General features: G+C 28.4%; 10 protein-coding genes and 1 riboswitch. Of the genes, 6 read left to right on the forward strand and 4 right to left on the reverse strand.

Annotated features, from left to right (window positions below; translation table 11 throughout):
• Positions 1-7: 7 nt before the first annotated feature.
• Complete coding sequence (locus V2W16_RS07895; protein WP_329384007.1) at positions 8-1,201, reverse strand: acetate/propionate family kinase; 1,194 nt, start codon at positions 1,199-1,201, stop codon at positions 8-10.
• A gap of 204 nt (positions 1,202-1,405) precedes the next feature.
• Between V2W16_RS07895 and V2W16_RS07900 the strand changes: the two genes are divergently transcribed.
• The 3 genes from V2W16_RS07900 to V2W16_RS07910 are packed head-to-tail and all read left to right on the forward strand — an operon-like array spanning position 1,406 to position 5,083.
• Positions 1,406-1,960 carry a LemA family protein gene (locus tag V2W16_RS07900; RefSeq protein ID WP_329384011.1) on the forward strand — a complete coding sequence of 185 codons (555 nt, stop codon included), beginning with the start codon at positions 1,406-1,408 and terminating at the stop codon, positions 1,958-1,960.
• A 15-nt stretch (positions 1,961-1,975) separates the two neighbouring features.
• Positions 1,976-3,871, forward strand: a complete 1,896-nt coding sequence (locus V2W16_RS07905) for a DUF2207 domain-containing protein (RefSeq protein WP_329384014.1) — start codon at positions 1,976-1,978, stop codon at positions 3,869-3,871.
• Positions 3,872-3,877: 6 nt separating this feature from the next.
• Positions 3,878-5,083 (forward strand): DUF2207 family protein, encoded by a 1,206-nt coding sequence (locus V2W16_RS07910; protein WP_329384016.1) that lies wholly within the window; start codon positions 3,878-3,880, stop codon positions 5,081-5,083.
• 31 nt (positions 5,084-5,114) lie between these two features.
• Here V2W16_RS07910 and hprK read toward each other — a convergent pair whose 3' ends face one another.
• Both hprK and V2W16_RS07920 read right to left on the reverse strand, forming a co-directional pair.
• Positions 5,115-6,053 (reverse strand): HPr(Ser) kinase/phosphatase, encoded by a 939-nt coding sequence (hprK, locus tag V2W16_RS07915; protein WP_329384019.1) that lies wholly within the window; start codon positions 6,051-6,053, stop codon positions 5,115-5,117.
• On the reverse strand, positions 6,053-6,877 hold the full coding sequence (locus V2W16_RS07920; RefSeq protein ID WP_329384022.1) for a Cof-type HAD-IIB family hydrolase: 825 nt from the start codon (positions 6,875-6,877) through the stop codon (positions 6,053-6,055). The genes hprK and V2W16_RS07920 overlap by 1 nt, the downstream gene beginning before the upstream one ends.
• A gap of 157 nt (positions 6,878-7,034) precedes the next feature.
• On the opposite strand from V2W16_RS07920, the gene V2W16_RS07925 reads away from it, so the two are divergent.
• From V2W16_RS07925 to V2W16_RS07935, 3 genes are all read left to right on the forward strand, one after another.
• Positions 7,035-7,670 carry a cyclase family protein gene (locus V2W16_RS07925; RefSeq protein WP_329384025.1) on the forward strand — a complete coding sequence of 212 codons (636 nt, stop codon included), beginning with the start codon at positions 7,035-7,037 and terminating at the stop codon, positions 7,668-7,670.
• A 13-nt stretch (positions 7,671-7,683) separates the two neighbouring features.
• A complete protein-coding gene (locus V2W16_RS07930; RefSeq protein WP_329384028.1) occupies positions 7,684-9,402 on the forward strand; it encodes a phospho-sugar mutase in 1,719 nt (572 codons plus the stop codon).
• A gap of 94 nt (positions 9,403-9,496) precedes the next feature.
• On the forward strand, positions 9,497-9,880 hold the full coding sequence (locus tag V2W16_RS07935; RefSeq protein WP_329384031.1) for a helix-turn-helix domain-containing protein: 384 nt from the start codon (positions 9,497-9,499) through the stop codon (positions 9,878-9,880).
• A 28-nt stretch (positions 9,881-9,908) separates the two neighbouring features.
• Here V2W16_RS07935 and mgtA read toward each other — a convergent pair whose 3' ends face one another.
• Positions 9,909-12,614: a magnesium-translocating P-type ATPase gene (mgtA, locus tag V2W16_RS07940; RefSeq protein ID WP_329384034.1), complete on the reverse strand. Its 2,706-nt coding sequence runs from the start codon at positions 12,612-12,614 to the stop codon at positions 9,909-9,911.
• A gap of 246 nt (positions 12,615-12,860) precedes the next feature.
• Positions 12,861-13,018, reverse strand: a riboswitch (M-box (ykoK) riboswitch).
• Between the last annotated feature and the right edge of the window lie 66 nt (positions 13,019-13,084).

Here is a 13,084-nt window from a genome sequence, read left to right on the forward strand (position 1 = left end):
TTCTTGGCTATTTTAATATATTTATTGTTTCTTTTGCTATCATTAATTCTTCATTTGTTGGAACAACCATGCAAGTTGTTTTTGAAGAAGGTTTTGTTATAACTTGATCTTTTCCTCTTACATTGTTTGCTTCTTCGTCAAAGTCAATACCGAAGAATTCCATATCTTTTAATATTGCAGCTCTAACGTCTGTTGAGTTTTCGCCGATACCACCTGTAAATGCAATGCAGTCAACGCCATTCATTGCAGCAGTATAAGCTCCAATAGTTGTTTTTACTCTATATACAAATATATCAAATGCAAGTTTTGCTCTTTCGTTTCCTTTTTCCATAGCATCTGTTATATCTCTAAAGTCTGAAGATACTCCTGAAACTCCAAGTAAACCTGATTCTTTGTTTAATATATCTTCAACTTCTTTTGGTGTTTTGTTTTCTTTTTCGCAAAGGAATGGAATTACTGATGGGTCGATAGAACCGCTTCTTGTTCCCATTTCAAGACCATCAAGAGGAGTGAATCCCATTGAGTTTTCAATACATTCCCCTTTGTTTACGGCAGAAATACTAGCACCATTACCTAAGTGACATACGATTACTTTTAAATCTTTTACATCTTTATTCATAAGTTCAGCTACTTTTTGTGATACAAATTGATGAGAGATTCCGTGGAAACCGTATTTTCTTATACTATATTTTTCATAGTATTCATAAGGAATAGGATACATATAAGCTTGTTTTGGAATTGTTCTGTGGAAAGATGTATCAAATACACATACCATTTCTTTTCCAGGGAATACTTCTTTACATCCTAAAAGACCCATTACTTGTCCAGGGATGTGAAGAGGTGCAAGCTCACTGCATTCTTTTAATCCTTCGATTACTTCATCTGTTGCTTTGATTGATTCATTATATTTTTCGCCGCCTGTTGTTATTCTATGTCCGATTGCAGAAATTTCATCTAAACTGCTAATAACACCATATTCTTTATCAACAAGAGCTTTTACTAAAATTTGAAGAGCTTCTTTATGTGTAGGCATATTTTCATTAAATACTACATTATCTTTTCCAGGTTGTTTATGTGTTAAAATTCCGTCCTCTAAACCTATTCTTTCAGCTACTCCATTAGCTAAAACATTGTTGTTATCCATATCAATAAGTTGATATTTTAGTGAAGAGCTTCCGCAGTTAATTACAAGAACTTTCATTAATATATTTCCTCCTAATAAATGTAAACTGTTTTTATTTGTATTTGAAAAATTCCTTATTATTTTATACCCTTTTTGTTGTTTTGTAAATAATAATGTAGGTAAATCTTTTCATAATTATTTTAATATTTTTATATAAAAGTATAATTAGATTTGAGTTTATATGATAAAATATAATAAAAGTATTTTTAAAGGAGAAAGTTTATGATTACATTAATTATCATTTTAATTGTTGTTGCTGTAATTGTTCTATATTTAATATCAGCTTACAACAATTTCGTAAAGTTAAATAACAAAATAAAAGAAGCCTTTGCAACTATGGATGTTTATCTAAAGAAAAGATATGACCTTATTCCTAATTTAGTTGAAACAGTTAAAGGCTATGCAAAACATGAACAAGGCACTCTTGAAAAAGTTATAAGTGCAAGAAACATGGCTATGAATGCTTCTAGTGTTGGAGATAAAATTGAAGGCGAAAATGTTCTTTCAGGTACTTTAAAATCATTATTTGCTCTTTCTGAAAGTTATCCTGATTTAAAAGCAAATGAAAACTTTGTTTCTCTTCAAAATGATTTAAATAGAATGGAAGAAGAAATTGCTTCTTCAAGAAAATATTATAATGCTATAGTTAATACTTTTAATACAAAAACAGAAGTTTTTCCAACTAATATTATAGCAAATATGTTTGGTTTTTCTGCTAAACCATTATTTGAAGTAAACAGTGAAGAAGAAAGAGAAAACGTAAAAGTTGAATTTTAACATTTAGGTATTAATATGAAAAGAACAAAAAAGATTGTAGGCTTAGTATTATTATTACTTTTACTTTTGCTTCCATCTACAAATATTTTTGCATCGGAAGCATTTACCATAGATAATTATAAAATAAATATGGTAGTAAATGATGATAACAGCTATACAATAGAAGAAACAATAGATGTAGATTTTGGATATAATCAAAAACATGGTATATTCAGAACAATCCCTACAATTTCTTCAGCTACAAGAAATATTGATGGAAAAGATGTAAAGAAAACACATTTAATTAAAGTAAAAGATATTGATGTAGTTGGAAGTGATTATTCTACAGAAAGAAATTTTGATAATATAGTATTGCAAATAGGGGATAGTGACGAATATGTAACTGGTAAGCAAACTTATAAAATTAAATATACTTATGTTGTCGGTAATGACGGAATAAATGAGTTTGATGATGTTTATTTTAACCTTATAGGAAATGACTGGGATACAACCATTGATAAAGTAACCTTTACAATTAAAATGCCAAAAGATTTTGATACAAACTTAATTAATTTTACATCGGGTTCTTATGGCAATACAGACAGTAATGTAGAGTATAGTGTTGATAATAATGTAATAAAAGGATATACAACTTCTAAACTTTATAATCATGAAAGTGTTACAGTCAGAATAGAGCTTCCTGATGGATATTTTGTAAATGCATCTTCAAATAATAAATTATTTGATGTTATCTTTCTTATAGTTTCAGTATTAATATTAATATTATCTTTATTTGTATTTACAAAACATGGGAAAGATGAAAAAATAATAAAGACAGTTGAATTTTATCCTCCAAATAACATGACTCCGGCAGAGGTTGGATATATTGCAGGAGATAGTTGGAGTGATAAAAATCTAACATCAATGATAATATATTTTGCATCTAAAGGATATCTTAAAATAAGAGAAGAAAGTGAAGAAGAACTTATTTTTATAAAGGTGAAAAATTTACCAAAAGATGCAAAACTTTATGAAAAATGTTTATTTGATAATTTGTTTGCTTCTTCTGATGAAGTGAAATTATCTTCACTTAAATATAAGTATTCTTCAGCACTAACACTTGCAAGAGATGAGTTGCAAAGTGAGTTTAGCGGAGAAAAGAGTTTAAGTGATAGAGTTGCTTTAAAAATGCAGCGTATAATGACCGGTGTAGTCTGTCTATTTACATTTATAAGCTATACTTATACTTTCTATCAAATATTTTATAGTATGCTTATAAGCTTAATTTTAGGATTTGCATCAACTGTTTTAATAGGCGGTATTTATATATCAATTATTTATTTAATAAGTAAGATGCACACCGGAAGTAACAAAAGCAAAGTTTTTGGGATAGCATTTTGTTTGATTTTATATGCTTTACTTATGGGAGCAATGTGTTTTGTTTTAAATATTTTATCATTTAGCGTGATTTTTTATTTATTACAAAATATTATTTTAACCATAAGTGTATTTTTAACAGGTATGACATATAAAAGAAGTAAATATTTAGATAGTATTATTGGAAAGATACTTGGATTTAAAGACTTTTTGATTGTTACTGAAAAAGATAAACTTGAGGCATTGGTTGAAGAAAATCCTTCATATTTTTATGATATAATGCCTTATACATTTGTACTTGGAATAAGTTCAAAATGGATGGATAAATTTAAAGATATAACAATGGAACCTCCTACATGGTATAGTTCATATAATTCTCCTACATTTTGGGATTATTATATGATGTCACGTCTATATGATAGAATGTTGTTTATGAACAGCACTGTAAGTGCTGTAGAGGTAAGTGATATTTCTACAGGCGGCGGCGGTGGTTTTTCCGGTGGAGGAGGCTTCTCTGGAGGCGGCTTCGGCGGCGGTGGCGGCGGAAGCTGGTAGGAAATTATGGATAGGAAAAAAGAAAAAGTTCAAGAAGGTGTAATTCTATTAATTTTAGCCATAGTTATAGGAGTTGTTATATATGTAACGCAGAAGCTTTTTAGTAAAAAGCTTCCTCCAAATATATTAACTATACTTTTACTTTGTGCTGTGGCTTTACTTATTTTAAATTTAATAATTTATTTTATATGGGGTAAAGATAAAAAGGTTAATCAAGAAATAGCCGTTTATCCTCCAAGTGGTATGGATGGATTTGTTGCAGGATATTTAGATACAGGAGAAGTTCAAAGTAATCATTATGTATCCTTGATACTGTCCCTTGCAATAAAAAAATATATTAGTATTTTTAAAGATATAGATGGAAAAATTATAATAAAGAAAATAAAAGAATTAGATAAATACACAACGAAGTTTGAAAGATTTATATATAAAATTCTTTTTAAAGGGAATAGAAATTCTGTTAGCAGCAAGGAATTGTTTGAAAATGAAGGACATTATTTTTCTAGAATGGAAAATATTATAAATAATTCCTACTCTAAAGATAGTAATATTGAAGATAAAACATCAAGATTTTTTAGAAGATTGACAGGTGTATTATTTGCAATTCTTCTTATTGCGTCATTCATAATATATTCTTACTTTGCTTTTAGAGCATTAAGATTTAGAGTTGCTTTTACAATATTATTATTGATTTTAGCGGGATTTATGTATTATCTATTGTCCCATTTGATTGTTGCATATCAAACGAGCAGCAGTACGTATATAAAATATGCAGTTCTAGTTACAAGCATATTTATACTATGTGGTAATATATCAGTTCCTTACTTTTCAATTCACTACAGTAATGTTGGTATTATGTTTGTTTGCCAACTTAACTTGTTACTGTTATGTGTTATTGTAAATGGGTTTATATTTAAAAGAAGTGAACACTTAAGCTATGTGATATCACAGCTTAGCGGGTTTAAAAATAATTTGAGCCAATTTGATAAGGAAAATATTATATCTCTATACAATAATGATAGAGAATACTTTTTTGAAATACTTCCGTACTTGTTTTCTTTGGAACTATCAATAATTCTTTTTGATGAAAATGAGGAAAAAATTGAAATGCCTTATTTCTATTCAGTTTATGATGAAAGAAAAGAAATTTCATTGAATGATTTTAACAACGATATGGATATACTTGATGATGCAATCATTCATTCATATTAAAAATAAAAAGACTTACATAAAATGTAAGTCTTTATTTTTTTACTTTTTTCGCATTTGCATTATTATAAGTTTCTATTCTTTCACAGAAAACTTTACCTGCATTATAATCCATTTCGTTTACACGATAATTTCTTGCTATTGTTTCTATTATAACAGCCATATTTCTTCCCGGTCTAACAGGTACTGTTAATTTATCAAGAGAAACATCAAGTAATTCTTCTTTTTGATATTCTGTACCTAATCTTTCATAATGTTTTTCATTGTTCCAATGTTCGAGTCTAACTATTAATTCTATATCAACTTTATCTTTTATTGCACCCATTCCAAATAAAGCCTTTACATCAATAATACCAACTCCTCTTATTTCCATAAAATATTGTAATATTTCAGGACAAGAACCTTCTAAAGTATTGATGTTTAATCTTTTAATTTCTACTAAATCATCGCATACAAGTCGGTGACCTCTTTGAACAAGTTCAAGTGCTATTTCACTTTTACCTATACCACTTTCACCTTCAAGTAATATACCTACACCTAAAACTTCAACAAGAACACCATGTAGCTGCATTTTAGGAGCAAATAGGTCTTCTAAAAATGCTACTGTTTTATTTATACTTAAGTTTGTATTGAAGTTACTTCTTATAAGTATAACGTGTTCTTCTCTTGCAATTTTAACAAATTCATCATATTCTTTAACACCGTTTGTTAGTACTACACATGGAATGTCATGCTTAAATAATGCTCTTATTCTATTTTCTCTAACTTGAGGTGTAAGATGTTTTAAATAAGCATTTTCTGTATTTCCAATTATTTGCACTCTGTCATTATCAAAGTATTCAAAAAATCCCGTTAATTGTATTCCCGGTCTTGTTAAAAAGGGTGTGTTTAGTCTGATATTTTTCCTAAAATCACTGTATAATATTTCGCCTTCAAGATTCTTACAAAATTCTTCTAAAGATGCTCTTTTCATTATTCCTTACCTAACATATATTTATTTATAATATAAGCAACGCCTTCTTCGTCATTGCTTGGTGCAACTATATCTGCAATTTTTAATACGTCTTTGTGTGCATTTTTCATTGCAACTCCGAGGGAAGCATATTCAATCATCGGTATATCGTTTAATCCATCCCCGATTCCTATTGTGTCTTCATGTTTTATGTTATAAGCCTTTGCTACTTGTTTTATAGCTTCTGCTTTATTTGCATTTTTATGAGTAAATTCAAGTAAAAAACTTTGACTTGTAGCACTTATAGCATTTGTACCTTGTAAAAGCTCTTTACTGTAAGGAATGTGCTCTTCTTCTACTTTTTCAGGATCATCCTGCCATAAAAGTTTTGCTATTTTGTTGTCTTTATCGTCAAAATAACTCAAATCATCGCCTATGTATAAAACTTCATCTTTATAGTTTGAATTATCCAAGTAATGTTTTGTATGCCTATTTTTTTCATTAAATGCAATTTTTCCGTCTAATGTCCAAATTATTACGCCGACATTTCTTTTGCATCCTTCTTTATAAGTTAAAATGGCATCTTCTTTATCTAAACCTTTTTGATATAAAACCTTACCGTTTTTTCCGCTTAATATTTGTGCACCATTGTAACAAGCAAGAGGCATATCAATATCAAGTTGATCTGTTATAAGGTCTAATGTTACGGGAGCTCTTCCCGAACATAGCATAATTACAATTCCATTGTCAGAAGCTTCTTTAAGAACTTCTTTTGTGTTTTCTGTTAGAATTCTTTTTGAATTAATTAAAGTTCCATCGATGTCTGTTGCTATTAATTTGTACATATTTTTCTCTCTTTCAAAAAAGTTAATATATTGTTATTCCATGTTTATTTTATATTATTTATTTTTTTTTTACAATAGCAATATTCAATATTAAATAAAGAGTAATTTAATTATTTTGTGTTAAAATTAATAAAAAGAGTATATAAGAGGATTATAAATGATAGATTTGACAATTAACATTGAAAATGATATGCAGGTTTACCCATCTGACCCAAATACAATTATAAAAAAGTGTTTTTCTTATGAAGATGATGGATGTTTGGTAAATAATATTTCTTTTTCTTCTCACTGCGGAACTCATATTGATTTTCCTTCTCATTTTATAAAAGGTGGTAAGAATGCAGATGATTATAAAATTGATGATTTTATAGGCAAAGGCTTTGTAATTGATATAAGTTATAAAAAAGATAATGAGATAATTTATGTTAAAGATATAAGTAAATATGAAGAAGATATATTAAAAACAGATGTTTTGATTTTTAAAACAGGATATTCAAAATATTATAATACTGACAGATATTTAAAACATCCTTATTTAGATATTGAAACTGTAAAATATTTATGTAATAAGGATATTAAAATTTGTGGTATTGATTGTTTTGGATTTGATGCAACATTTGAAGATAAAGGCTTTGATGCTCATAATATTTTTTTATCAAACGGTGTATTATTGGTTGAAAATTTAACAGGGCTTAATAAGTTAGTTAGTGGAGTAACGTATGATTTTTATTTTATTCCTCTTAAGCTAAAAGGTTTGGAAGCTTGTCCTATTAGAGCCTTTGTAAAAGAATAGAAGGAGAGAAAAAATGGATTATATAAAAGAATATAATAGATTTTTAAATAGCAGTATAATAAATAAAGAAGATAAAGAAGAACTTTTAAATATTAAAGATGATGAAAAAGAAAAAGAGTATAGATTTTCAAAACTTCTTGATTTTGGAACTGCGGGACTTAGAGGTGTTATGGGTATTGGAATAAATATGATGAATATATATACCATAAGGCACACTACATTTTCTCTTGGAAAAGTTATTTTAAATGAAGGAGAAGAAAAAAGAGGCGTTGTTATTTGCCATGACCCGAGAAATAATTCTGATAAATTTGCTCTTGAAGCAGCTCTTACTCTATGTAATATGGGTATAAAAGTTTATTTGTTTGATGACCTTAGACCAACGCCGGAGCTTTCTTTTGCTATAAGACATCTTAAAGCAATTTCAGGAATAAATATAACAGCTTCACATAATACAAAGGAATATAACGGATATAAAGTTTATTGGGAAGACGGAGCTCAGCTTTCTCCAGATATGGCATATAAAGTTCATGAGAATATGATAAAGATAGATGTTTTAAGTGATATTAAAATTATGGAAAAAGACGAAGCTGTAAAAAAGGGACTACTTAAAATTATTGGAGAAGATATTGATAATCTTTATTTGGAAAAAGTGTTATCAGAAAGCGAGTATTCAAAATATACAGTAAAACATAAAGATGATTTTAAAGTAGTATATACACCTTTTCATGGGTGTGGATATAAATTTGTGCCATATGTGCTTTCAAAAATAGGGCTAGATAATATTATAAAAGTTGAAAGTCAAATGGTTTTAGACGGAAATTTCTCAACGGTTAAATCTCCAAATCCGGAAAATGCAGAGGGGTTTAGTGATGCTATTAAGGTTGCTAAAAAAAATAATGCAAATATAATAATAGGAACTGATCCTGATGCAGACAGAGTAGGGGTTATGGCAAAAGATAAAGACGGAGAATATAAAGTTATAACCGGTAATCAAGTCGGAGCTTTGCTTCTTGAATATATAATAATGGCAAAGAAAGAAAAGGGAGAGTTTGAAAACAATTTTGCAGTTACAAAAAGTATTGTAACTACAAATATAGTTGATGAAATATGTAAAAAGAATAACGTTAAACTTTATGAAGTTTTAACAGGCTTTAAATTTGTAGGTAAAAAAATAAAAGAAATAGAAGAAGAGGGAAGATACAAATTTATATATGGCTTTGAAGAAAGTATAGGTTATTTGAAGGGAAGTTATGCAAGGGATAAAGACGGAATAGTTACATCAATGCTCGTTTGTGAAATGGCTTGTTACTATTATGATAAAGGAATGGATTTATTTGATGCTCTAAACTGCTTATATGAAAAATACGGTTACTTCGATGAGCTAACTGAAAGTATTTATATGGAAGGTTTAGATGGAGAAGAGAGAATAAAAAATATAGGGGTAAAATTAAGAAAAGATATTCCTACAAATTTTAGTGGTACTAATGTAATAAGAGTAAGAGATTATCAAAACCATATCATTATAAATTTAAAAACAGGAGAAAAAGAAAAGCTTAATGAAGTTACTTCTGATGTTTTGTTTTTTGAACTTGAAGATGGATGCGATATAATTTGTCGTCCAAGCGGAACTGAACCAAAAATAAAATTATATATTTTATCAAAAGGAAGTTCTGTGAAAGATGCAAAAAATAAATCTAGAAAATATATGAAATCAATCAAAGAAATGATTTAAAAACACCGATGAAACGAAAAGTTGCATTATTATAATTATGGGTAGCAGACTTTTAATGTGCTTTTTTATATGATTATAAAAAAGGAGGCATAGTATGAATTTTGGAGAAAAATTAAAAAGTCTTAGAATTAAAAATGAATACTCTCAGGAAACTTTAGCAGAAATGATTAATGTTTCAAGGCAGGCTGTTACTAAATGGGAAAATGGAAATGGAATGCCCGATATAGAAAATTTAAAATTAATAGCTGATATTTTTGATGTAACAATAGATTCTCTTGTTAGAGATGAAGAGGAAATTGAAACATTAGATGAAAGTTTTTGTTTTAATTTTGCTTTTTATACGGGGATTATTTTCTTTTGTATAGGATTTTTATTAAATAGTTTTTTGGATGCAGTTGATATTATTTTCTTCCCCATAGTAGGAGGAATTATAGGCTATATTTTAGGCATTTTAATTATTAAGTATAAGGAATTATAAGAACTCAGACAAAAGTCTGAGTTCTTTTTTATAACCATTCGTTGTATTTTTTTATGTATAATTTTTTTATAAAAGTTACAAGTAAAATATATGAGAGTATAACACCAATCAAAAATACAAAATAAACTATAGGTAAGCTTGTAAGTCCTATTGATTTTCCAATAAAAGTGAAAGGAATTATTGTAAGTAAAGCTATTCCCATAAATGTTGTAAATGTTAATATTTTTGATGCTCTGCTTTGAATAAAAGGTATCTTTGGAGTTCTTATCATATGTATAACAAGTGTTTGGCTCCACATTGATTCTATAAACCATCCTGATTGGAATAAAGAAATAAACATGATTTGCGCTGAGCTATTTAAACTCGCATAATTACCACCCATTACAAGAGGACATATGATAAAGTACATAACTATGTATGTTATTATATCAAATACTGAACTTGTAGGTCCTATCCAAAGCATGAATTTACTTATTGATGATGCATCCCATGTCTTTGGTTTTAAGATGAACTCTTCATCAACATTATCCCAAGGAATTGTTGTGCAAGATAAATCATATATAAAGTTTAATAATATCAAATGTATTGAAGCCATTGGAAGAAATGGTAAAAATGCACTTGCAAATAATACAGAGAACATATTCCCAAAGTTTGATGATGCTGTCATTTTGATGTATTTTATCATGTTTGCATATGTTTTTCTTCCTTGTATGATTCCTTTTTCTAAAACCATTAAATCTTTTTTTAGTAAAATTACATTTGCTGATTCTTTTGCTATATCAACGGCAGTGTCAACAGAGATACCAACATCGCTTTCTTTCATTGAAATTGCATCGTTTATTCCATCTCCCATATATCCAACACTATGTCCGTTTTCTCTTAAGATCCTTATAATTCTTGATTTTTGTTCAGGAGAAAGTTTTACAAAAATATTTGTTATTTCTGCTTTTTTCTTAAGCTCTATATCAGAGATTTTTTCAAGATCTTCACCTGTAATGATATTTGTTATTTTAATTCCTACTTTTGAGCAAATATATTTTGTTACTTGTTCGTTATCTCCTGTTAGAATTTTTACATCAACGCCATATTTCTTTAAGGCTTTGATTGCACCTTTTGTTGATTCTTTTGGTGGATCAAGAAAAGCAAGGTAACCTATTAAAACCATATCTTTTTCGTCTTTTACGCTAAAAGCACCAACTCCTGAAGGATTGTTTTTTTGAGCTATTCCAAGAACTCTCATTCCTTTTTCGTTTAATTCTTTTACTTTTTTGATTACATTTTCTTTCATTTCGTTGGTTAAGCTTAAGACTTTTCCTTCATATTCAACATGAGAAGATATGTTTAGCATTTCTTCTATTGCACCTTTTGTAATCATTTGAGTTTTGTCTTTTTTATCTTTTATTACAACACTCATTCTGCGTCTTTCAAAATCGAAAGGAATCTCATCAACTTTTATATAATCTTTTTCAAGATTTTTTAAATATTCTTGTGTTTTTGATAATTCCTTTGTTCTTTCGATTATAGCTCTATCCATTAGATTTTTTAAACCTGTTTGATAGTAGCTGTTTAAAAAAGCATGACGTAAAATTCTGTCGTCTTCTTTTCCTTTTATATCTAAATGATATTCAAGTTCAACTTTATCTTTTGTTAAGGTTCCTGTTTTATCTGTACAAAGAATGTCAATAGAACCTAAGTTTTGAATTGCGTTTAAATCTTTAATAATTACATCGTCTTTGCTCATTTGTGTAGCTCCTTTTGCAAGACATGATGTAACTATCATAGGTAACATTTCCGGTGTTAATCCAACTGCAATGGAAACAGCAAATAATAATGCTCCTGTCCAATCAGCTTTTGTTATTCCATTTATGAAAAAAACAATAGGAACCATTATAAGCATAAATCTAATTAAAAGATATGATACGGAATTTACGCCTTTTTCAAATGTAGTTTTAACAGGTTTATTCATAAGCTCTTTTGCCGTAAATCCAAGCATTGTATCGTTGCCTGTTGTAATAACAATACCTTTTGCGCTTCCACTTATTACATTGCTTCCCATAAAAGCAAGATTATCCATTTGTAGTATAGATGTTTTTTCATTATTTACTTTTGAAGTTTTTTCTATTGCTTCGCTTTCTCCTGTAAGAGCAGATTGACTTACAAATAAATCTTTTGCTTCTATAATTCTTATGTCTGCAGGTATCATATCGCCTGCAGATAAATGAATTATATCGCCTTGAACGATGTCTTCCATTGGGATTTCTTTTTTTCCATTTTCAATTCTTTCAATACAGGCTGTACTGCAAATCATATTTGATAGTTTTTTTGCCGCATTGTTGCTTTTAGTTTCTTGTATATAACGAAGTATTCCTGAAATCATAACCATTAATGTTATTATGATTACAGTAATGGGATTTTTATCTCCCGGAGCAGCTAATATTATATCTGTAAAGGTTGAAACAACAGCAAGCATTAATAAAATTAATGTAAAAGGATTTATAAATGCCTTAAAAATTTTTGTTATGATTAATTCTTCTTTGTTTTTTGTTATTATGTTTTTTCCGTTTTCTTCAAGTAATTCGTTTGCCTTAATATTTTTTAATCCATTATTTGATGAATTAAAAAATTTTATTACATCTTTAGTTTCATTGTTTGCCGCAAATAATAATTTTTGATTTACATCATCTCTATGAACCATAGATGATGTCATTTTTGATTTTAAGATTCTTTCTTTCATTGGTCTATTACCTCCATTTTCTTTGTTTTAAAGTAGAATTTAGAGAAAGTAGACACAAAAATAAAAGATAACGTTATAAATAGAAAAATGGCCACTGAAGGAATAAATTTTCTATTAATGCTATTTTTTTATTTTTTGTGTTAATACTGCCTCCAGCGTCCATTTTCTTCACCTCTTTCCTTTTTTATCCGGATAAATAAAAAATCTTATACAAGCTCAAAGGTTTGTATAAGATATACTTCAATATTTTATAGCCGTTTGAGCTTTAACTCTGCAGGGCGGTGAAACTGTATTATGTTATACCTTGTTTTCGATATAACCTGTTCAAACCAACGCATGATGTCTCCATCATTTTGCGGCAACAGTCCATATCCCTGTAGTAGCCTTACCTACCGGATTTATTTAATTTACATTTTGGGATTATACTCTCGTGTTTTTATTTTGTCAATATAAAATTTGTATTTTTTACT

The organism is Anaerofustis butyriciformans (assembly GCF_036289385.1).
GTDB classification, from domain to species: Bacteria; Bacillota; Clostridia; order Eubacteriales; family Anaerofustaceae; genus Anaerofustis; species Anaerofustis butyriciformans.

What these genes read in the sequence shown, in the direction of transcription:
- V2W16_RS07905 (WP_329384014.1), top strand. Translation starts at nt 1,976, where the DNA reads ATGAAAAGAACAAAAAAGATTGTAGGCTTAGTATTATTATTACTTTTA.
- mgtA (WP_329384034.1), bottom strand. Translation starts at nt 12,614, where the DNA reads ATGAAAGAAAGAATCTTAAAATCAAAAATGACATCATCTATGGTTCAT.
- V2W16_RS07910 (WP_329384016.1), top strand. Translation starts at nt 3,878, where the DNA reads ATGGATAGGAAAAAAGAAAAAGTTCAAGAAGGTGTAATTCTATTAATT.
- hprK (WP_329384019.1), bottom strand. Translation starts at nt 6,053, where the DNA reads ATGAAAAGAGCATCTTTAGAAGAATTTTGTAAGAATCTTGAAGGCGAA.
- V2W16_RS07930 (WP_329384028.1), top strand. Translation starts at nt 7,684, where the DNA reads ATGGATTATATAAAAGAATATAATAGATTTTTAAATAGCAGTATAATA.
- V2W16_RS07900 (WP_329384011.1), top strand. Translation starts at nt 1,406, where the DNA reads ATGATTACATTAATTATCATTTTAATTGTTGTTGCTGTAATTGTTCTA.
- V2W16_RS07935 (WP_329384031.1), top strand. Translation starts at nt 9,497, where the DNA reads ATGAATTTTGGAGAAAAATTAAAAAGTCTTAGAATTAAAAATGAATAC.
- V2W16_RS07895 (WP_329384007.1), bottom strand. Translation starts at nt 1,201, where the DNA reads ATGAAAGTTCTTGTAATTAACTGCGGAAGCTCTTCACTAAAATATCAA.
- V2W16_RS07925 (WP_329384025.1), top strand. Translation starts at nt 7,035, where the DNA reads ATGATAGATTTGACAATTAACATTGAAAATGATATGCAGGTTTACCCA.
- V2W16_RS07920 (WP_329384022.1), bottom strand. Translation starts at nt 6,877, where the DNA reads ATGTACAAATTAATAGCAACAGACATCGATGGAACTTTAATTAATTCA.